We start from the raw sequence: 20,078 nt of genomic DNA, 5'->3' as shown, positions 1-20,078 counted from the left end.
GGCGCGACATCGGATTGACGGACAGGGAGCCGTCGGACGGGGAGGGGGGCGTGCCCGCACCCCGCCTGTCGCCTTTTTGCATCCGCGATCGGAACCTATCGGACGCGCGGACATTTTTGACCTTGCAACCGTATCGCTGAGCGGCGATACCGGATCCGCCGGCATGAAAGCGTCGGCATCACCCAACCACTGGAGAGTTTCGATGAAATCCATCGTAGCCACTGCCTGGACCCGCCGATCGGGCGATCCGGCCATGCATGTCACCCATCAGGCCGCCAATCGCACCCCGGCACAACCGATTCTTACGCTTTGCGCATTCTTCGAACGCGAATTCAGGATAACGAGAGGATCCCATGTGTGTCTTTCTGGGCTTTTGCGGTCACCGTCTCTTCGTTGAACACGCCCGCTGGGCATCGCCGGCCGGGTCCTTCGACCTGCGGCGGGAAAACGGGGAAGTCATCCTATGGCTTGGACGCCTGAACGTCATCTACACACCGGCCCGCTGGGGACCACCCTCCCGCGCTGCATAGCGCATGACGCCGCGGAGAGCCGCTGAATGCCGGCCCGCGTCCGTCACGACGAGGTTCTCACCGTCGTCCAGGTGCTTGAGGCGTTCCGCAAGCTCGACCCCGACCTGCCCATCCAGTATGCGCTGAGTTTCATGACCATCGCGCAGAGCGAAGGCATTTCCATCGGCGAACTGGCGGAACGCCTGGGCATCGCCCAATCCTCCGCGTCGCGCAACGTCGCGGCGCTCAGCCGCTGGCACAGCTTCGGCAAGGCCGGCCTCGATCTGGTGCAGGCGCAGGAAGACCCGCGCGAGCGCCGCCGCAAGATCGTCACCCTGACCGACAAGGGCCGTGAGTTCCTGGACGCGCTGCGCGCCATCGTGAACCCGCCCGACCAGCGCCGGTCCGCCAGGACGGCCTGACTTCCTCCTTCAAGCGACTCCGGCCAGTGCCGTGCGCAGCATTCTCACAAGAGTGCGCACTGCCAATTCCTGCCGCTCCATCGACAGACCGCCGAAGCGCCGCAACTCCGCCCCGCGTTCCGGCAGCGGCGGCATGTGGAAGAAGCCGTAAGGAACGTCCAGGTCGGCGCTCTCGATGATGTGCCGCGCCCGGTAGAACAGATGGTTGCCGAGGAAGCCGCCGGAAAAGTCGCCGAAGGTCACCGGCAACCCGGCCATCGACAGTTCCCGTATCACCCGCGGCGCCGGCAGGGTGCTGCCATAGGCGGTCGGTCCGTCCGGCACGATGTCGGCAGCCTCGCGCACGGTGCCGGCGGCATCCGGCAGCGGGCTTTCGTCGCGGTTCCAGGCCAGCCGTTCCAGCCGGATGAAGTCGCTCGATTCCAGACAGGCGAAGCTGAGCGCCGCCAGCGGACGGTGTTCCGCCAGCAACCCGGCGAAGGCGTCGCCGCAGGCGTCGTAGAGCGGGGGAAGCGAGGCGGTGACGACTCCCGGCTCGCCGGCCAGCCGCTCCATCAGGAGGGTGGTCGGGTCGGACCTCCAGGGATGGTCCGGTGCCGGGCCCGGTTCGCCGTCCGGAAGTGCTCCGAACGGCTGGAAACCGGTGAGCAGGATGGGAGCCGTCACGCCGATACCGTCCTTCAGGGCCGCAACAGGCCGATGATGTCCTTCACGTCGTTCAGGTTCCTCTCCGCTATGGCTGCCGCGCGCTCGCCGCCCGTCTTCAGCAGGCGGTCGATCTCCGCCTTGTCGGACAGCAGTTCCTTCATACGGGTGGTGATCGGCGCCAGCTTGTCCACCGACAGGTCGACCAGCGATTTCTTGAAATCGGAGAATTGGGAACCGGCGAACTGCGCCAGAACCTGTTCGCGCGACTGACCGGCCAGCGCACCGTAGATGGTGACGAGGTTGTCGGCTTCCGGCCGGGCTTCCAGCTCGGTGACGGTTTCCGGCAGGGGTTCCGGGTCGGTCTTCGCCTTGCGGATCTTCTGCGCGATGGTGTCGGCGTCGTCGGTCATGTTGATGCGCGAATATTCGGACTCGTCCGACTTCGACATCTTCTTCTTTCCATCGCGCAGGCTCATCACCCGTGTCGCCTCGCCCAGGATCTGCGGCTCGGGCAGCGGGAAGAAGTCGGTCTCATAGCGGCGGTTGAAGGCACCGGCGATGTCGCGCGCCAATTCCAGATGCTGCTTCTGGTCTTCGCCCACCGGCACATGGGTCGCCTTGTACAGCAGGATGTCGGCGGCCATCAGCGTCGGATAGGCGTAGAGGCCGAGGTTCGCCATGTCCTTCTGCTTGCCGGCCTTTTCCTTGAACTGCGTCATGCGGTTCAGCCAGCCGAGCGGCGTGTGGCAGGACAGGATCCAACCCAGCTCGGCATGGGCTGAAACCACCGACTGGTTGAACAGGATGTTCTTTTCCGGGTCGATGCCGGCGGCGATGTAGGCCGCGGCGACCTCGCGGATGTTGTTGCGCAGGACCTCCGGATCCTGGTCGATGGTCAGCGCGTGCAGATCGACGACGCAGAAGATGCACTCGTAGCTGTTCTGCAGTTCCACCCAGTTGCGCAGCGCCCCCAGATAGTTGCCGAGGTGAAGCTGCCGGGTCGGCTGCATGCCGGAGAAAATGCGGTTCACGGGTGGTCTCGCTCGAAAACTCTGGGAGGCGGCAGTTATCGCCCCCCGAAGTCCGCCGGTCAAGGCACGGTGCGCCGCAGCCGCGCCCGCCGTCAGGCCAGCTGTTCGGCGATGGAACGGGTCATCGGCGTCTCGACATCGCCGGTGTGCTTCGTCGTCACCGTCTCGATCAGCAGGACCGCACACTCCTCGTCGGCAACCGGGCGGTGCATCACACCACGCGGGATCACGCACAGCTCGCCCGGCGACAGCAGCGTTTCACTGCCGTCCTCGAACTGGATGCGTAGCCGGCCGCGGACGAGCTGGAACAGTTCGTCCTCGTCGTCGTGGCGGTGCCAGACGAATTCGCCCTTCAGCTTGGCAACCTTCACATACTGGTCGTTCACCCGGGCGACAACCTTGGGCGACCAGTGGTCGGTCAGGGCGGCGAGCGCGGCGTCGATGCTGACGGCGGGGATCATGCGGGGCTTCCTCCGGTCCAGGATGGCTGCGGTGTGGGTGGGACCGGGATAGCGCCGGAGCATCCTCGATGGAAACTAATAGTGGAGATGCACAACATTACGGATGATAATGACGGCATGGCTCGCAATCTCGACACCACTCTGCTGCGCAGCTTCGCCGCGGTCGCCGACCGTGGCAGCATGACGGCCGCCGCCCAGATCCTGAACCTGACCCAGGGGGCGGTCAGCCAGCAGATCGCGCGGCTCGAGGCGCTGGCAGGCGGCCCCCTGTTCGTCCGCGACCGCGGCGGCCTGCGCCCGACGGCACTGGGGGAACGGCTGTTGGGAAAATCCCGCCGGTTGCTGGCGCTGAACGACGAAATCTGGGCCGACATCACCGGCGGGGCGGTCGATGGGCCGGTGCGGATCGGCGTTCCCTACGATCTGGTCGCTCCCAGCATCGCCCCGATGCTGCGGAGCTTCGCCGCTGCCTGTCCGCAGGTCGAGCTGTCGCTCATCTGCGGGTCGTCGCCCGAGCTGGCGGCCCGCATCGCTGACGGCGACCTCGATCTGGCGGTGGTCGAGGAGCCGGTGGAGACGGCGCGCGGCGAGCATCTGATGACCGATCGTCTGGTTTGGGTCGGCGCCCGCGGCGGCAGCGCCCATAGGTCGACCCCGCTGCCGCTGTCACTGGTGGTGGAAACCTGCGTCTTCCGGCCGGCGGTGATGGCGGCGCTGCGCCGACAGGGGCGGGACTGGCGCAGCATGTTCGAGAATGGCGGGCTCGACGCCACCTTCGCCACCGTGCGGATGGATCTCGCCGTGTCGGCCTGGCTGGCCTTCACCGTACCGTCCGACCTGGACATCCTGCCGCCGGACAGCGGTCTTCCCGATCTGCCGTCCTTCGCCGTGACCCTGCACCAGCCGGCCCGCCCGCCCTCGCTGGCGGCGGCTGAACTGGTTCGCCACATCCGCGACGCCTTCGTCCGGTCCAGGCGGGCGGCCTGACCGGCCGCCCTTCCATTCCGCGCGTCATGCTTTCGCGCGACGGTGCTTTTCCTACCGTCCCGCGCGGCGGGGTATCCTTACTTCCCCGCGCGACGGCGCATCCTTACTTATCCGCGCGGCGGCGCTCGATGGCGTCCCACAGCAGGGATTCCAGCTGGACGCCGTTCAGCCGGTTGATCTCCTGGATGCCGGTGGGGGAGGTGACGTTGATTTCGGTCATATAGTCGCCGATCACGTCGATGCCGACGAAGACCAGGCCCTTCTCGCGCAGCACCGGGCCGATGGCGGCGCACATTTCGCGCTCGCGCGCGGTCAGCTCGGTCTTCCTGGCGCTGCCGCCGGCATGGAAGTTGGCGCGGGCCTCGCCCTCCAGCGGCATGCGGCTGACGGCGCCGGCCGGTTCGCCGTCGATCAGGATGATGCGCTTGTCGCCCTGGCGGATCTCCGGCAGATAGCGCTGGACGATCACCGGCTCGCGGTAGAGCTGGGTGAACATCTCCAGCAGCGAGCCCAGATTCTCGTCGTCCGGCTTCAGGTGGAAGACGCCGGCGCCGCCGTTGCCGAACAGCGGCTTGACGATGATGTCCTTGTGCTCCGCCCGGAAGTCCAGGATGGCCTGCTTGTCGCTGGTGATCAGCGTCGGCGGCATCAGGTCGGGGAACTTGGTGATGAACAGCTTTTCCGGGGCGTTGCGTACCTCGGCCGGATCGTTGACCACCAGGACCTTGGGCTGCACATGCTCCAGCAGATGGGTGGAGGTGATGTAGGCCATGTCGAACGGCGGGTCCTGCCGCAGCAGGATGACGTCCATCGTCGACAGGTCGGTCGCCACCGATTCGCCCAGCGTGTAATGGGCGCCGCGCTGGCGCACGACCGTCATCTCGCGCACACGGGCGGTGAGCCGGTTGCCGGTCAGGATCAGGTCGCGGGGCTGGTAGTGGTACAGGCGATGGCCGCGCTTCTGCGCCTCCAACGCCATCATGAAACTGGAATCGGTGTCGATGTTGATCGACTCGATGGGGTCCATCTGGAACGCGACGGCGAGGCTCATGACGGGTCTCCGGTCCCCCGATGGGGCAGTCAGATTATGACACGTTAGTTCAGGCGGTTCTTCAGCTGCTGGATCAGCGAGGCGGTCTGGTGCCGGTGATGCTCGTCGGCGGTCAGCGCCATGAAGGTCTCCAGCGCGGTGATGGCATCCTTCAGCTTGCCGGCATGGGCTTCCAGCAGGCCGGTTTCGCGCCACAGCGCCGGTTCGTGCGGGGCGAACAGCCGCATCGCCTCCAGCACCTCCAGCGCCTTGGGCACCTCGTGCGCCGAGAGATGGCGCAGCTTGATGTTGTTCTGCAGGCGCAGCAGGACGTCGCGGTTCGACACCGGCCGGTAATGGCCGGGCTCCAGCTCCGCCGCGCTGCCGGCGGTGGCCTTCAGCAGGTCGCGCAGGTCGACGACGCTGCGGGTCTGGCCCTCGTTGAAGGGGTCGATGATGGCGCGCGCGCCGTCCTTCTCGATGCGGGTCAGGAAATGGCCGGGGAAGTTCAGCCCGACCATCGGCCAGCCCTGCGACCGGGCGGCATGCATGTAGAGGATGCCCAGGGCGACCGGCAGGCCGCGCCGGCGGTCGATCACCCGCAGCAGGTTGGCGTTCTGCAGGTCGTCGTAGGTGTCGTGATCGCCGGAATAGCCATGGCGCCCGCCGATCACCGCGTGCAGGTGGCCGATGCGTCTGTCCAGGCTGTCGTCCGCCGCGTCTGTCTGCGATACGCGGGCGGCAAGGTCGTCGACGATGGCCTTGATGTGGGCGCGGTAGGGCGCGAGGTCGGCATTCGGCAGCTCCAGCGCGCCCAGCGCCAGTGCGGCTTCGGCCAGATCGATCTCGTCGTCGGGCTGGTCGCCGATGAGGCGAAGGATCTCGCGGGCTTCCGCGCGGTTGCTCAAGGCTGTCATCCTCTCAGATCCGCCCCTAGAGCCGCCAGGCGTCGACGAGATGACGGGGCCAGGCCCAAGGGGTAACCAGCATCACGTCGAAGCGCAAGACATAGCCGGCATATTGCGGGTTTGCGCCCAGGAAGGCATGGGCGGCGCGGGCCAGCCGGCCGCGCTGTCGGGCGTTCAGCGCCTCGTTCGCGGTGTCCCAGTCATCTCTCGCCTTCACCTCGACGATGGCGATGGACTTGCCGCGCCTCGCCACGATGTCGATCTCCCCCATGGGCGTGCGCAGGCGACTGGCCAGGATGCGGTAGCCTCGCAGCCGCAGCGACAGGCGGCACAGCGCCTCCGCCCGGCGGCCCAGGCTTTCGGCACGCAGGCGCCGCGCATCCAGGCCGGTCATTTTCCCCTCTCCTCACGCGACATTTCAAGGGCGCGGGCATAGACCGTGCGCTTATGCTGGCCGGTGCGCGCGGCGACGTCGGCGGCGGCATCGCGCACCGACAGGCGGGTCAGCGCCTCGCGCAGCAGGGTGTCGACGTCGGCCTCGCCCGGCGTCGCCTCCGCCCCCGGCGGGCCGATCACCACCACCACCTCGCCGCGCGGCGGGCCGGCCTCGGCATAATGGGCAGCCAGCTCGGGGAGGGTGCCGCGCCGCACCTCTTCATAGAATTTGGTCAGTTCGCGGGCGACGGCGGCCTCGCGCGGACCCAGGATGTCGGCGAGGTCGACCAGCGAGTCCGGCAGACGCTGCGGCGATTCGAAGAAGACCAGCGTGGCGGGCACGCCCTTCAACTCGCCGGCGGTGGCGCGACGTGCGCTGCTCTTGTTCGGCAGGAAGCCGGCGAACAGGAAACGGTCGGTCGGCAGGCCGGACAGCACCAGCGCCACCAGCGGGGCCGAGGCGCCGGGCAGCGTGGTCACCGCCACCCCCTCCGCCACGCACTCCCGCACCAGCTTGTAGCCGGGGTCGGAGACCAGCGGCGTGCCGGCGTCGGTGACCAGCGCGATGGCCTCGCCCTTTTTCATACGCTCGATCAGGATCGGACGCATCTTTGCGGCGTTGTGCTCGTGGTAGGAGACGAAGGGGGTGTGGATGCCGTGGATGCCCATCAGCTTGGCGGTGACGCGCGTGTCCTCGCAGGCGATGGCGTCGGCCCGCTTCAGCGCGTCGAGCGCCCTCAGCGTGATGTCCGCGGCGTTTCCGATCGGGGTGGCGACGACATGGAGGCCCCCTTTGAGTTTACTTGGTGCGAGTTTACTTGGCGCGGCGAGGGGGCTACCTTGAGCGCCACTTTGGTCCGCGCCGCCCGTGGGCTCGCCTTCGGCCATGCCTTGTCCGGCCATGCCCTGGGCCTCGCTTTCGGGTTCGGCGGCTGTTTCAGCAGATGTGGAGACGATTGGTGGCACGCTTGGCAACAGCTTTCTCACAGGGTCTGAAACGTCACGGCGTGGCAGCCTTGCTGGTCGCCGGCCTGTTGTCGGCTTGTTCGACTGTAAGCGCGCCGCCGCGGGTGGCACAAGCGCCGCAACCGGTCCCCGCTCCGGTGGCTCCCCTGCCGGAGGTGCAGGGCCCGGTCAAGGTCGCTGTCCTGGTGCCGCTCAGCGGGCAGAGCGCGGCCATCGGCCAGGCGATGCTGGATGCCGCCCAGATGGCGCTGTTCGACATGGCCGGCGACCAGCTTCAGCTGATGCCGCGCGACACCAAGGGCACGCCGAACGGCGCCGCCGACGCGGCCCGGCAGGCGCTGGCCGAGGGTGCCCGTCTGATCATCGGCCCGCTGTTCGCCGCCGACGTCGCCGCGGTGCGGCCGATCGCCCAGAATGCCGGCGTCGACGTGCTGGCCTTCACCAACGACGCCACCCAGGCCGGCAACGGCACCTATGTGATGGGATTCGTCCCCGCCGATCAGGTCAGCCGCGTCGCCGGCCTTGCCCGGTCGCGGGGGGCGACCCGCTTCACCGTGCTGGCGCCGCGTTCCCCCTATGGCGACGCGGTGGTCAATGCCATGCAGGCTGTGGCCCCGCGTCTGGGGGCGATGACCACGCAGGTCGAGCGCTACGATCCGGCCGTTGCCGACCTGTCGGTCCCCGCCAAGCAGGTGGCGCAGGAAACGCCGCAGCCGCAGGCGGTCATGCTGGCGGAGGGCGGGCAGCGCGCCCAGGGCATCGCCCAGGCGCTGGCCGCCAACGGCGTGCAGCCGCAGCAGGTCAAGCTGCTGGGCACCGGCCTGTGGGACGATACGTCGCAAGGCGCCCTGGGACAGGAGCCGGCGCTGGTCGGCGCCTGGTATGCCGCCCCGGCCCCGCAGACCCGCGCCCGTTTCGAATCGCAGTTCGAGCAGGTCTACGGCCGCAAGCCGCCGCGCATCGCGACGCTGGCCTATGATGCGACCTCCATCGCCGCGGTGCTGAGCCGGGCCGGCGGCCCGGTGCCCTTCGACCGGATGGCGATGACCAATCCCAATGGTTTCGAGGGGCTGGACGGCCTGTTCCGCCTGCGCGCCGACGGCATGGTCGAACGTGGCCTCGCGGTGCTGGAGATCACTCCCACCGGCGCCCGCATCGTCGACCCGGCCCCGCCGAGCTTCGAGATGCTGGGGCAGTAAGGATGACGCCCCTCCTAGGGCTCTCCGCCGGGAGAGCCGGGAGAGGGCTGTTGCAGCGCTATCCTTACTTACGCCCGCGCCCGCAGATAGGGGGTCAGGCGCCATTCGGCGTATTTGATCAGGCGGGTCGCGACGAAGTTCAGCACCAGATAGATCGCCCCGGCGACGATGAACAGCTCGAAGACCGCGAAGGTCTGGGCGATCATGCGCCGGGCGATGCCGGTGACCTCCATCAGCGTGATGGTGCTGGCCAGCGAGGTCGCCTTCACCATCAGGATCACCTCGTTGCCGTAGGCCGGCAGCATCTGGCGGATCGCCACCGGCAGCACGATGCGGCGGAAGGCCAGCGCCCGGGACATGCCGCAGGCGCGCGCCGCCTCCACCTGTCCCTGCGGCACCGACAGGATCGCGCCGCGCAGCACCTCGCTGGTGTAGGCGCCGGTGTTCAGCGTCAGCGCCAGGATGGCGCACCAGTAGGGCTCGCGCAGGATGGGCCAGAGGATGCTGTCGCGGATGAACTCGAACTGGCCCAGCCCGTAATAGACCAGGAAGATCTGCACCAGCAGCGGCGTGCCGCGGAAGACGAAGACATAGGCCGTGGCCAGCGTCTCCACCACGCGGTTGCCCGACAGCCGCAGCAGCGCCACGGCGAAGGCGACCAGGGCGCCCAGCGCCAGCGATCCCACGATCAGCTGCAGCGTCAGCGACAGCCCGCCGAGCATGCGGGGCAGGCTGTCCCACATCAGTTGCCAGTTCATGGCTTCAGGCCCTCCGGACGCCGCGGTTGGCGGACAGCTCGGCGCGGGTGAACAGCGCCGTGGAAACGGTGGTCAGCAGCAGGTACAGCACCGCGGCGGCGCTGTAGAACAGGAAGGGCTCGCGCGTCGCGCCGGCGGCCAGATGGGTCACGCGCATCAGCTCGGCCAGCGCCGTCACCGACACCAGCGCGGTGTCCTTCAGCGTCAGCTGCCAGACATTGCCCAGGCCGGGCAGGGCGTAGCGCAGCGTCTGCGGCACCAGCACCCGGCGCAGGATCAGCCAGCGGCTCATCCCGCAGGCACGCCCCGCCTCGATCTGGCCGAAGGGGACCGATTGCACCGCGCCGCGGATCACCTCGGTCGAATAGGCGCCGGAGATCAGGCCGACTGCCAGCACGCCGATGGTGAAGGCGTTCAGATCCACCCGCCCGTCATAGCCGAAGGCGACCGCGATGGAGGTCGCCACGCCGCTGCCGCCGAAGAACAGCAGGTAGATGACCAGCAGTTCGGGAATGCCGCGCACCACCGTGGTGTAGACGTCGGCGAGTGCGTTCAGCGTAATGCTGTGGCTGAGCTTGGCCGACGCGCCGAGCGATCCGACGAGGATGCCGAAGGCGAAGGCCGACACGGCGACCGCGACCGTCATCGCGGTTCCCAGCAGAAGCTGGCCGCCCCAGCCGTTGGGACCGAAGGAAAGGAGTTCCAGCATTGGCACGCCCGGTAAGGCCCGCCGGGCGCGGCTGGGGCCGGCCGTACGGGGTCAGCGAACAGGGTCGACGAACGATTGGCGCCCGGTTGCCGCCAAGGCCTCCGGGCGCCGTTCGGTCGCGTGGATGGACCGGAGGTCCGTCTTACTTGGGCGAGATGTCGTAGCCGAAATGCTGGGTGCTGAGCTTCTTGACGGTGCCGTCCTTCAGCGCCTCGGCGATCGCCTTGTCGAACATCGCCTTCAGGTCGGCGCTGTCCTTGCGCAGGCCGACGCCCATGCCCTCGCCGATCACGCCGCCGATGAAGTTCGGGCCGACGATGACCATCTTGGTCGGGTCGGTCTTGACCACCGCCTCGACGACCGAGCGGTCGCCCAGCATGGCGTCGACGCGGCCGGACGTGAGGTCGATGCCGGCATTGTCGATCTTGTCGTAGGTGCGCATGGTCACCTTCGACAGATGCTTGTCCATGAAATCGGCCTGGATGGTCGACACCTGGACGCCGACCGCCTTGCCCTTCAGCACTTCGGCCAGCTTGTCCAGCGTCGGCTTCGCCTTGCCCTGGTCGTTCAGGTCGACGCGCTCGGCGCCCAGGTTCAGCGCCTTGGCCAGCGGCGAGCTGGTCAGCACGGCGAAGACCGACGGTTCGGTGCCGTAGGGGACCGAGAAGTCGATGACCTTCTTGCGCTCGTCGGTGATGGTCATCGCCGACATGATGGCGTCGTACTTGCCCTGCTGCAGGGCCGGAATGATGCCGTCCCAGTCCTGGGCCACATACTCGCAGGTGACCTTCATGCGCTTGCACAGGTCATTGGCGAGCTCGACCTCGAAACCGATCAGCTTGCCAGAGGTGTCGGTGGCGTTCCACGGAGGATAGGCGCCCTCGCTGGCGATGCGGACCGTCTTCCACTCCTTCGCACCGGCGGCGCCGGCGGCGGCAACGGCCATCATGGCGCCGAGCGCCAGGGCCGAAACGATCTTCTTCAAGGAACACACTCCTCTGTTCGGTTCGCCCGTTCTTTGGCCCCTGCCGGGGCCGGGCTGTTTCTGACGGTCCGGTCCTGCCCTCTGCCTCGTCCCCTCACGCCGCGCCGGACAGATGGCGCGAGAGGAACTGCCGCACCCGGTCCGAGTCGGGGTTGGTCAGCACCTTGTCGGGTGACCCCTCCTCCTCGATCCGCCCCTGGTGCAGGAAAACCACCTTGGACGCCACCTCGCGGGCGAAGCCCATCTCGTGCGTCACCAGGATCATCGTGTTGCCTTCGTCCGCCAGCTGGCGGATGACGCGCAGCACCTCGCCGACCAGCTCCGGGTCGAGCGCCGAGGTCGGCTCGTCGAACAGCATCACCTTGGGCTGCATGGCGAGCGCCCGCGCGATGGCCGCGCGCTGCTGCTGCCCGCCCGACAGCTGGACCGGGTAGGCGTCGGCCTTGGCCAGGATGCCGACCTTGTCCAGCAGCCCGCGGGCGCGGTCGACGGCCTCCGCCTTCGGCACGCCAAGCACATGCACCGGCGCCTCGATCACGTTTTCCAGGATCGTCATGTGGGTCCAGAGGTTGAAGCTCTGGAACACCATGCCCAGCCGGGTGCGGATGCGCTCGACCTGCCGGCTGTCGGCGGGAACGGTGCGGCCGCCGCGGGCCTTCTTCAGCCCGATGGACTCGCCGCCGATGACGACGCGCCCCTCGTCGGGGATCTCCAGCATGTTGATGCAGCGGAGCAGCGTGCTCTTGCCCGAGCCGGACGAGCCGATCAGGGTGATGACGTCGCCTTCCCGCGCGGTCAGCGAAACGCCCTTCAGCACCTCCAGCTCGCCGAACCGCTTGTGCAACCCCTCCACGACGACGGCGGCGGGGGCGGACTCACTGACGGGCGGGTGTCGATGCATGCGCAGGAACCGGCTGGGTTGTGGTGGCGGGCCATGGTCTGACCATTGCGGCACAGGCTAGACCGGGGCGTATGGGTTCCGCAACGCGGATTTCACACCGCGTGCACGTTGTGCCGCTTGTGTCGGAAAATGCTCCGTCACCATAACAATAGTACCAGGATCTGCGGTCCCAGGATGCGCAGGCACATCGCCAGCGGGTAGACTGTGGCATAGGCCAGCGCCGGCGCCTCCGACGCGACCAGCGCGTTGGCATAGGCCAGCCCCGGCGGGTTGGTCTGCGCCCCGGCCAGCACGCCGCAGATGGTCAGGAAATTCAGCTTCATCAGCCCGCGCGCGATCAGCCCGGTCAGCAGCAGCGGCACCAGCGTCACCAGCACGCCCCAGAGCATCCAGGGCCAGCCGGCGCCGCTGGCCAGCGTGGCGACGAAGCGGTCGCCCGACGCGATGCCCAGCACCGCCAGGAACAGCACGATGCCGATCTCGCGCAGCGCCAGGTTGGCGGCGGGCGGCATGAACCACACCAGCGGCCCGACATGGCCGATGCGGCCCAGGATCAGCGCGACGATCAGCGGCCCGCCGGCCAGACCCAGGCGCAGGGGCGCCGGCATCCCCGGCAGGAAGATCGGGATGGCACCCAGCGCCGCCCCGAGCGCGATGCCGAGGAACATCGGGATCATCTCGACCTGCTGCAGCCGGCGGGACGAGTTGCCGAAGACCTTTCCGACGGCGGCAAGGCTCTCCGGCCGGCCGATCACCGTCAGGATGTCGCCGAACTGCAGCTTCAGCGCCGGGGTCGGCACCAGCTCCACGCCCGACCGGTTGACGCGGCTCACCACGACATCATGTGCCTCCTGCAGGTTCAGGGCGGCGATCGACTTGCCCAGCACGGCGCTGTTGGTGACGACGATGCGCTCCCACTTCAGGTCGGTGCCCTTGGTGGTCAGCGGCCGGTCGAACTCCTGTCCCAGCAGGGCGCGCGCCTGCTCCAGCTTCGGCCGCGGCCCGACGACGTGCAGCACGTCGCCCAGCCTCAGCAGGGTGTCGGGGCGCGGCACGCACAGCACGCCGTCGCGCAGCAGGCGCGAGGCGACGACGCCCTGGTCGCACATCAGGCGTCCCATCAGCGTGAGGGAGCCCAGCGGCCTGCCGGCGAGGTCCGGGTTGCGCACGGCCAGATCCATGGTTTCCAGCGTCGACACCTCGGCACGGCGGCACTCCTCGAACCGGCGGGCCTCCGCCTCGGGGTCGATGCGGAACAGGATGCGGACGGCGGCCATCGCCAGCAGGTTGCCGGCGATGCCGAACGGGTAGGTGACGGCGAAGGCGAGGCCTGGCAGGGCCATCACCGCGGCATCGGCCCCGACCTCGGTCAGCACCTGCTGGGTGGCGGCCAGCGCCGGGGCGTTGGTCACCGCACCGGCGAACACCCCCAGCGAGGAGCCCAGCGACAATGCTCCCGATCCCACCAGCACCGCGGTCAGCAGGATGCTGGACACCACCATCAGCAGCGCCAGGCCGTTCAGCGCCAGCCCGGTGCGGCGAAGCGCCGCGAAGAAGCCGGGACCGACCTGGATGCCGATGGTATAGACGAACAGGATCAGCCCGAAATCGCGGATGAAGTCCATCATCTCCGGATTGAAGGCGATGCCGGCCTGCTTGGCGACATGGCCGCCGGCGATGCCCGCGAACAGCACCCCGCCGATGCCGAGCCCGACCCCCCGGATCTTCACATGGCCGAGCGCCACCCCGGCCGCCGAGACGAGACCGAGCATGAGGACCACGCGCGCGATCGGCGGCATGGCCTGGAGGATGTCTGCAAAGGCCGACATGGCGAACTCGCTTCCTGGACACAATTTGGCATGTCGCCGGCACGCCCCGAGCAGCGTGCCGCATCCCCGGGGGACCGGGGAAAGACGGCGTGAAGATGCGCGATCGGTGGAGCGAAGGCGTTGATTCAGAACAATCGTTGCCCGTCCAGCCGTGACAATCGCGGCACCCGGTGCTGCAGTGCACGCATGGGACGGTGCTGTCGGGGGAGCGGTCTTATCAGCGGAGACGATGTCCGATCGCTCGAACCCCATCCAAATTTTGCCATTTTCTTCCATAAAATGGGTTCTCAAGCAACCGGCCCCATTAGGTCGCGCACGACGTCTCCCCTAACGTTGTTGCTGCGGTGAAGCGGGGGTCGTTCTACAGAGCATCGCCCAGCCGGACCCGGCCGGGCACGAGGCCACCGCGAGAACCCCCTCGCGGTGGCCTTTTCTTTGTCCGCTCCTTTGTCCGCCCGGAGTCGTGGCTATGAAGACGCCATTCTTGCTCCGGCTTTCGTGCCGCCTTGTGCTATAGCAGCGCCTCCCTCAACCGGAAGCGCGACCCGTAGCCATGCCCGTCTTCGCCGGATCCGAGCTGACCTGCCTGCGTGGCGACCGGCTGGTCTTCACCGGGCTGGAGTTTAGCGTCGCCCCCGGCGGGGCGCTGGTGCTGCTCGGCCCCAACGGCAGCGGCAAATCCAGCCTGTTGCGGGTGATGGCCGGACTGCTGAAGCCCCTGCACGGCACGCTCGGCTGGGATGGGGGCTCGATCGCCGACGATCCCGACGGTCACCGGGCGCGGGTGCAGTATGTCGGCCATCTCGACGCAGTGAAGCCGGTGCTGACGGCGGCGGAGAATCTCGCCTTCTGGGCGGCGCTGGCGGGGGCCGGGGATCCGGCGGCCAATGCCCGGACGGCTCTCGAGCGGCTGGGGGTGCCGCACATCGCCGCGGTGCCGGGGCGCTACCTGTCGGCCGGGCAGAAGCGGCGGCTGAATCTGGCGCGGCTGTTGGCCGCACCGGCGGCGCTGTGGCTGCTGGACGAGCCGACCGTGGCGCTCGACCGCGCGGCCATTGCCCAGTTCGAGGGGTTGATCGCCGAACACCGCGCCCAAGGCGGCATGGTGGTGCTCTCGACCCACACCGACATCGCCACCCCCGGCGGCGAGGCTCTGCATCTGGACGATTTCACCCCCTATGCCGACGAAGGGGACGGGCACGAAGAGGAAGAGGGGGCCGCTGCATGAGCCGTTTCCTGCGTCTGGTCGCACGCGACCTGCGGCTGGCGCTGCGCCAGGGGTCGGACGCCACCATCGCCGTCATGTTCTTCGTGCTGTGTGTGGTTCTGTTCCCCTTCGGCGTCGGGCCGGAGCCGAACATCCTTGCCCGGATCGCCGCCGGCGTGATCTGGGTGTCGGCGCTGCTCGCCTCCCTCCTGTCGCTGGAACGGTTGTTCCAGACCGATTACGAGGACGGCTCGCTGGAACTCCTTTCGCTCTCCTCCCTGCCGCTGGAAGCGGCGGTACTGGCCAAGACCCTGGCCCATTGGCTGGTCACCGGCGTGCCGCTGATCGTCGCCGCCCCGTTGCTGGCGGTGCTGCTTAACATGGATGCGGAAGGGTTCGGCGTGCTGGTGCTGACGCTGACGCTGGGCACACCGATCCTCAGCCTGATCGGCGCCATCGGCGCGGCGTTGACCCTGGGCGCGCGGCGCGGTGGCGTGCTGCTGTCGCTGCTGATCCTGCCGCTCTACATCCCGGTGCTGATCTTCGGTGCCGGCGCCATCGACGCGGCGATCAACGGGCTGACCCCGCGCCCGCACCTGCTGTTGCTGGCCGGCATCCTCGCCGCCGCCCTGCCGCTGGCACCCTGGGCAGGTGCAGCGGCCTTGCGGCAGGCGGTGGAGTGAAGATCATTGCCGGTTGCCCGTCCCGTCGTCATGACTTCGGTGCGGTCGCCGGCAGCAGCGTTTCGATCGCTTCGCGGACCTTCTCGGACTCGGGATCGGTCATGGTCGAGAACCAGGATTGCAGCTTGCCGTCCGGCCCGATCAGGTATTTGTGGAAGTTCCAGCGCGGCTTGGCCAGGAAGCCCAGCTCGTCGGCCGCCCAGCGGTAGAAGGGGTGGGCACCGTCGCCGGACACCACCGTCTTGTCCGTCATCGGAAAGTCTATGCTGTAGTTGACCTCGCAGAAATCCTTGATCTGCGCGGCGCTCCCCGGCTCCTGCCCGCCGAAATCGTCGGACGGCACACCGACCACCACCAGCCCGCGGTCGCGGTAGCGCTGCCAGAGTGCCTCCAGCCCCTTGTATTGCGGAGTGAATCCGCACTGGGATGCGGTGTTGACCACCAGGATCGTCTTGCCGGCGAACTGCGACAGCGGCAGGGGCCGGCCGTCGATACCCTGGAAGGTGAAGTCGTAGGCGCTGGCGGCCATGGCCGAGGCGGCTCCCATCAAGGGGAGGAGCGCCGCCAGGGCGATGGTGCGGAGGTGGGTTCGGACGGTCATGGCAGTGGCCCGGCTGGAGGGATCGCGACATCCTTGCACATATGATGACTGATACGGTGTCCGGTGTCTGCCGGATCAGGAGGGGAAACAAAGGGGCAGGCTGATGGCAATGCGGCGCCTGACCGGTCTGTGACCTTTTCGTGTCCTCCTTGTTTGCCGATCCGCCATCCGCTGCGCGCCTTCCCCGCCCGGCAGTCGTGAACTGGTTGGAAACCCTAGGTCGCCAGTCCTTTCGTGACAGGACCCGCCCGCCCCGGTAGGATCGCGCGGCCTGTCGCAAAGGCGTTAGGCCGTTCGGGTGATTCACGGAAACTCAATCGATCTCCGGCCATCTGTCAGCCGGGTCGGCTTGCAGTCCGTGACCGGTATCGGGGGAGGAAGAAACCGAATGTTCGTGATCATCGGATTGGCCATCGTGATCTTCAGCGTGTTCGGCGGCTACGTCCTGGGTGGCGGCCACATGGGCGTGCTGTGGATGCCGTTCGAGTTCCTGATCATTCTCGGGTCGGCAGCCGGTGCCTTCTTCATCGCCAATCCAAAATCCGTGGTCACCCATACGGGCAAGGAGCTCGGCCACCTCTTCAAGGGTCCGAAATACAAGAAGGAGGATTTCCTGGAAATCCTCACCATGATGTATCAGGTCTTCAAGATCGCGAAGACCAAGGGCCTGCTTGCGCTGGAGCAGCATATCGAGAAGCCGGAAGACTCGCCGCTCTTCCAGCAGTTTCCCAAATTCTACGGCGACCACCACGCCATCGCTTTCCTTTGTACCTATCTGCGCCTGATGTCACTGGGGGCCGACAACCCGCATGAACTGGTCGACCTGATGGACGAGGACATCGAGACGATGCACCACGAACACCAGCGCATTGCCGACGCCATCCAGGCGGTGGCCGACGCGGTGCCGGCGCTGGGCATCGTGGCCGCGGTGCTGGGCGTGATTCATACCATGGGGTCGATCACCGAACCGCCGGAGGTTCTGGGCAAGCTGATCGGTGGTGCGCTGGTCGGCACCTTCACCGGCATCCTGGTCGCCTACGGCTTTCTTGCTCCCATCGCCAGCGGCCTGAAGAACATCTATCATGCCGAGGGCAAATATTATCACGCGATGAAGACCGGTCTGATCGCGCATCTGTCCGGTTATGCTCCAGCCATTTCGGTGGAGTACGCGCGCAACGTGCTCGAACCCGAATACCGTCCGTCCTTCGCCCAGGTGGAAGAGGCGACCGCCGCCCTGCCGCCGGCCTGAACCGGCGGGGACCCTCGATGCCCGAGATCGACATTTCCTGGAACGAGGGCACTGTCGGCGAGTGGGACGCACTGTTCGCACGTGTTTCGCGCTCCACCCTGTTGCAGAGTTTCGCCTATGGCCGCGCCATGGGCCGCACCTACGGCCATGTCCCGCGCCTGGGCGTGATCCGTGGAGACGGCGAGCCGGTCGGCGTCGTGCAGACGCTCGACCGCCGCATGCTGAAGCTGTTCCACGACCGCCAGTGCTATCGCGGCCCGCTGTGGCTCGATGGTGCAACCCCTGGACCCGACATGCTGGAGGCTGTGTTCCGTCGGCTGCGCCGTGCCTGCCCGCGCTCGCCACTCAGCCGCGCCAACCTGTTGCCGGAGCTCCCGGCCGGATTGGAGAGCGAGGCACTGCTTGCCCGCTGCGGCTTCCAGAAGATCGGCGCCGGTTACCAAACGGTTTGGTTCGACCTGACCCGCAGCGAAGAGGCGATGCGCACCGGGCTGGCACGGGACTGGCGCCAGCGGCTGCGCGGAGCGGAGAAGGCCGGGCTGGTCCTCGATGTCGATTGGAAAGCCGACAATCTTCCCTGGCTGATGAAGCAGGAACATGACCAGGCGCGGGATAAAGGCTTCCGCGCGATGACCGGACCGCTGGCTGTCCGTCTGCGCAATGCCATGGTCAAGGGTGGTAGCTGCAACGATGGCGTCGTCATGGTCACTGCGCTGGACGGCCGTACGCCGGTCGCCTGCGGCCTGTTCTTCCGTCATGGCGTGTGCGCCACCAGCCAGATCAGTTGGGCCAGCGAGTCGGGCCGCAAGAGCGGCGCCATGAGACTGGTGCTGTGGCGGGCTATGCAGGAACTGAAGCGGCGCGGGGTCCGTGCCCTCGACCTTGGCGGCATCAATCCCGACACCGCCCCCGGTGTCACCGAGTTCAAGCTTGGCACCGGCGGGGAAGCGGTGGAGACCGTCGGTCAATACCGCTGATGCAGGATCGCACAAGCAATACCGTCAACGCGCTTTGTCTGATGATGGCCGGTCCGGAACCGGCTATCCTTGCCCCAGTGCCGACTTCCGGCACCAGCACGGGATGTCCGTCATGTCCGACCTCGAACCGTTGAAGCCCGGCGAAGCGGATCTCGCCATCGAACGCGCGATGCAGCAGCGTCCCAAGGCGATGGTCATCCGCGAGAAGCTGCAGAAGATGCTGGAGGACGAACATACCGCCCGCCAGTTTGTCGGTGCCCTCCGCAACATCATGAACCAGAGCTGACGGAGCTGATCGGGGGGCGCGCCGTCAGCAGCTGGTGGCTTTGCTGCAGCCTTTTTCTTCCGCCGGCGCCGGGGTGCGCGCCAACTGGAGGCCGCTGCGGTTCTCCTCGAACAGCTTGTCGATCGCCTTCCGGGCCTGCTGGAAGGCCTGAAGCTCACGCCCTTCCAGTTTCTCGCCGGTCGGCAGGTCCACCGAGCGCGGGTTCACCTGATGCCCGGCCTTCAGCACTTCGTAATGCAGATGCGGCCCGGTGGATCGTCCGGTGGAGCCGACATAGCCGATGACATCGCCCTGTTCGACCCGGCCGCCGCGCCGGATCGATTTGGCGAAACGGCTCATATGGGCATAGGCGGTGGAAATCTCGGTATTGTGGCGGATGCGGATGTAGTTGCCATAAGAGCTGTTGCGTTCGGCCAGCTCTACCGTGCCGCGGCCGGCGGCGTAGATCGGCGTGCCCGCCGGAGCTCCGAAATCCACGCCCTTGTGCATCTTGCTGAAGCCCAGGATCGGGTGGCGGCGCATGCCGAAGCCCGAGGTGATGCGCGCGCCGTCGACCGGGGTGCGCAGCAGGGCGCGTCGGATGCTCTCGCCGTCATTGTTGAAATAGTCGATGCGCCCGTCGCGGCTCTTGAAGCGGTAGATCGGCATGTCGTCGCCGCTTAGCGTCAGCGATGCATAGAGCAGGTCTCCCTCGCCGGCTGTGGTTCCGTCGGCGGTGACCAGCTTTTCGTACATGATCTCGAAGCGGTCGCCCGGCTGCAGGTCGCGCTGGAAGTCGACGTCGTAGGAGAAGTTCTGGATGAAAGCCATCATGACCGAGATCGGAACCCCGGCCTGGGCCCCCGCCTCGAACAGGCTCGACCGGATGACGCCCTGTGCCGCGACCGGCTTCCGTGTCACCGGCTTCTCGATCTGGCTGGAGGTGAAGCCCGCATCGCCCTTGCGCGCGATCGACACGGACCGCAGGGGATCGGGAGCGAATTCCAGACCGACGAACTTGCGGGCACCGCCGCGGCGCGGCTCGAACAGAACGGTCACGCGCTGCCCGACCTGGAGGCGGCGCGGATTGTAGACGTCGCGCAGGGCGGCAACCGCGTCATGGGCATCATTGGCCGGCACATTCGCCCCGGCCAAAAGATCCATCAGCGTGTCGCCACGCCCGATCGACAGGGTGCGGCGGTCGATCGGGCCTGCCGGACCATCATCGGCTTTTGCAGTCTCTGGAATATCCGTGGGTTCGGAACTCTCTCCCGCTTCCGTATTCGGTTTGACCGCCGGCTTATAGGAATGTTGCCCC

22 protein-coding genes are annotated in these 20,078 nt (G+C 67.4%); 8 read left to right on the top strand and 14 right to left on the bottom strand.

What is annotated here, in order from left to right:
• The first annotated feature begins 556 nt into the window (after nucleotides 1-556).
• Nucleotides 557-931 (top strand): MarR family winged helix-turn-helix transcriptional regulator, encoded by a 375-nt coding sequence (locus tag ABMY26_RS13560; RefSeq protein ID WP_045581268.1) that lies wholly within the window; start codon nucleotides 557-559, stop codon nucleotides 929-931.
• Between the two features lie 9 nt (nucleotides 932-940).
• Here the strand turns inward: ABMY26_RS13560 and ABMY26_RS13555 are convergent, their stop codons facing one another.
• The 3 genes from ABMY26_RS13555 to ABMY26_RS13545 all read right to left on the bottom strand — a co-directional run bounded on the left by ABMY26_RS13555 (nucleotide 941) and on the right by ABMY26_RS13545 (nucleotide 3,071).
• Nucleotides 941-1,597 (bottom strand): pyrrolidone-carboxylate peptidase, encoded by a 657-nt coding sequence (locus ABMY26_RS13555; protein WP_372397808.1) that lies wholly within the window; start codon nucleotides 1,595-1,597, stop codon nucleotides 941-943.
• Between the two features lie 14 nt (nucleotides 1,598-1,611).
• Complete coding sequence (gene trpS / locus ABMY26_RS13550; protein ID WP_045581266.1) at nucleotides 1,612-2,610, bottom strand: tryptophan--tRNA ligase; 999 nt, start codon at nucleotides 2,608-2,610, stop codon at nucleotides 1,612-1,614.
• Between the two features lie 92 nt (nucleotides 2,611-2,702).
• Nucleotides 2,703-3,071, bottom strand: coding sequence for a cupin domain-containing protein (locus tag ABMY26_RS13545; protein ID WP_372397807.1), 369 nt, complete (start codon nucleotides 3,069-3,071; stop codon nucleotides 2,703-2,705).
• 117 nt (nucleotides 3,072-3,188) lie between these two features.
• Here ABMY26_RS13545 and ABMY26_RS13540 point away from each other — a divergent pair, with 117 nt between their 5' ends.
• Nucleotides 3,189-4,058: a LysR family transcriptional regulator gene (locus tag ABMY26_RS13540; protein ID WP_372397806.1), complete on the top strand. Its 870-nt coding sequence runs from the start codon at nucleotides 3,189-3,191 to the stop codon at nucleotides 4,056-4,058.
• Nucleotides 4,059-4,161: 103 nt separating this feature from the next.
• On the opposite strand, the gene gshB is transcribed toward ABMY26_RS13540, so the two are convergent.
• The 4 genes from gshB to rsmI are packed head-to-tail and all read right to left on the bottom strand — an operon-like array spanning nucleotide 4,162 to nucleotide 7,334.
• Nucleotides 4,162-5,109, bottom strand: coding sequence for a glutathione synthase (gene gshB, locus ABMY26_RS13535; protein ID WP_372397805.1), 948 nt, complete (start codon nucleotides 5,107-5,109; stop codon nucleotides 4,162-4,164).
• A 44-nt stretch (nucleotides 5,110-5,153) separates the two neighbouring features.
• Nucleotides 5,154-6,005: a SirB1 family protein gene (locus ABMY26_RS13530; RefSeq protein ID WP_045581262.1), complete on the bottom strand. Its 852-nt coding sequence runs from the start codon at nucleotides 6,003-6,005 to the stop codon at nucleotides 5,154-5,156.
• Nucleotides 6,006-6,021: 16 nt separating this feature from the next.
• Nucleotides 6,022-6,390, bottom strand: coding sequence for a YraN family protein (locus ABMY26_RS13525; RefSeq protein WP_372397804.1), 369 nt, complete (start codon nucleotides 6,388-6,390; stop codon nucleotides 6,022-6,024).
• Nucleotides 6,387-7,334 (bottom strand): 16S rRNA (cytidine(1402)-2'-O)-methyltransferase, encoded by a 948-nt coding sequence (gene rsmI, locus ABMY26_RS13520; RefSeq protein WP_372397803.1) that lies wholly within the window; start codon nucleotides 7,332-7,334, stop codon nucleotides 6,387-6,389. Before rsmI ends, ABMY26_RS13525 begins: the two co-directional genes overlap by 4 nt.
• Nucleotides 7,335-7,534: 200 nt before the next feature.
• On the opposite strand from rsmI, the gene ABMY26_RS13515 reads away from it, so the two are divergent.
• Nucleotides 7,535-8,596, top strand: coding sequence for a penicillin-binding protein activator (locus tag ABMY26_RS13515; RefSeq protein WP_372397802.1), 1,062 nt, complete (start codon nucleotides 7,535-7,537; stop codon nucleotides 8,594-8,596).
• A gap of 68 nt (nucleotides 8,597-8,664) precedes the next feature.
• On the opposite strand, the gene ABMY26_RS13510 is transcribed toward ABMY26_RS13515, so the two are convergent.
• From ABMY26_RS13510 to ABMY26_RS13490, 5 genes are all read right to left on the bottom strand, one after another.
• Nucleotides 8,665-9,354 (bottom strand): ABC transporter permease, encoded by a 690-nt coding sequence (locus ABMY26_RS13510; protein WP_372397801.1) that lies wholly within the window; start codon nucleotides 9,352-9,354, stop codon nucleotides 8,665-8,667.
• A gap of 4 nt (nucleotides 9,355-9,358) precedes the next feature.
• A complete protein-coding gene (locus tag ABMY26_RS13505; protein WP_372397800.1) occupies nucleotides 9,359-10,063 on the bottom strand; it encodes an ABC transporter permease in 705 nt (234 codons plus the stop codon).
• A 142-nt stretch (nucleotides 10,064-10,205) separates the two neighbouring features.
• The gene (locus ABMY26_RS13500) at nucleotides 10,206-11,057 is read right to left on the bottom strand and encodes a lysine/arginine/ornithine ABC transporter substrate-binding protein (RefSeq protein ID WP_372397799.1); all 852 of its coding nucleotides are present in this window, start codon (nucleotides 11,055-11,057) and stop codon (nucleotides 10,206-10,208) included.
• Between the two features lie 85 nt (nucleotides 11,058-11,142).
• Nucleotides 11,143-11,949 (bottom strand): ABC transporter ATP-binding protein, encoded by an 807-nt coding sequence (locus ABMY26_RS13495; RefSeq protein ID WP_372397798.1) that lies wholly within the window; start codon nucleotides 11,947-11,949, stop codon nucleotides 11,143-11,145.
• Between the two features lie 137 nt (nucleotides 11,950-12,086).
• The gene (locus ABMY26_RS13490) at nucleotides 12,087-13,778 is read right to left on the bottom strand and encodes a putative transporter (RefSeq protein WP_372397797.1); all 1,692 of its coding nucleotides are present in this window, start codon (nucleotides 13,776-13,778) and stop codon (nucleotides 12,087-12,089) included.
• A gap of 553 nt (nucleotides 13,779-14,331) precedes the next feature.
• Between ABMY26_RS13490 and ccmA the strand changes: the two genes are divergently transcribed.
• Both ccmA and ccmB read left to right on the top strand, forming a co-directional pair.
• Complete coding sequence (gene ccmA, locus ABMY26_RS13485; protein ID WP_372397796.1) at nucleotides 14,332-15,006, top strand: heme ABC exporter ATP-binding protein CcmA; 675 nt, start codon at nucleotides 14,332-14,334, stop codon at nucleotides 15,004-15,006.
• Entirely contained in the window at nucleotides 15,003-15,668 is a 666-nt protein-coding gene (gene ccmB, locus ABMY26_RS13480; protein ID WP_045581255.1) for a heme exporter protein CcmB, read from the top strand. Before ccmA ends, ccmB begins: the two co-directional genes overlap by 4 nt.
• Before the next feature lie 28 nt (nucleotides 15,669-15,696).
• Here ccmB and ABMY26_RS13475 read toward each other — a convergent pair whose 3' ends face one another.
• Entirely contained in the window at nucleotides 15,697-16,269 is a 573-nt protein-coding gene (locus tag ABMY26_RS13475; protein ID WP_372397795.1) for a glutathione peroxidase, read from the bottom strand.
• A gap of 388 nt (nucleotides 16,270-16,657) precedes the next feature.
• Here ABMY26_RS13475 and motA point away from each other — a divergent pair, with 388 nt between their 5' ends.
• From motA to ABMY26_RS13460, 3 genes are all read left to right on the top strand, one after another.
• On the top strand, nucleotides 16,658-17,518 hold the full coding sequence (gene motA / locus ABMY26_RS13470) for a flagellar motor stator protein MotA (protein ID WP_045581253.1): 861 nt from the start codon (nucleotides 16,658-16,660) through the stop codon (nucleotides 17,516-17,518).
• 17 nt (nucleotides 17,519-17,535) lie between these two features.
• Nucleotides 17,536-18,495, top strand: a complete 960-nt coding sequence (locus tag ABMY26_RS13465; RefSeq protein ID WP_372397794.1) for a lipid II:glycine glycyltransferase FemX — start codon at nucleotides 17,536-17,538, stop codon at nucleotides 18,493-18,495.
• A 112-nt stretch (nucleotides 18,496-18,607) separates the two neighbouring features.
• Nucleotides 18,608-18,781: a hypothetical protein gene (locus tag ABMY26_RS13460; RefSeq protein ID WP_158511041.1), complete on the top strand. Its 174-nt coding sequence runs from the start codon at nucleotides 18,608-18,610 to the stop codon at nucleotides 18,779-18,781.
• Between the two features lie 24 nt (nucleotides 18,782-18,805).
• Here the strand turns inward: ABMY26_RS13460 and ABMY26_RS13455 are convergent, their stop codons facing one another.
• Entirely contained in the window at nucleotides 18,806-19,924 is a 1,119-nt protein-coding gene (locus tag ABMY26_RS13455; RefSeq protein ID WP_372397793.1) for a M23 family metallopeptidase, read from the bottom strand.
• Nucleotides 19,925-20,078 lie beyond the last annotated feature (154 nt).

Origin of the sequence: Azospirillum sp. HJ39 (assembly GCF_041507355.1) — a bacterium.
In the GTDB taxonomy this organism is placed as follows: Bacteria; Pseudomonadota; Alphaproteobacteria; order Azospirillales; family Azospirillaceae; genus Azospirillum; species Azospirillum thiophilum.
This window is presented reverse-complemented; position numbering and strand designations above follow the sequence as displayed.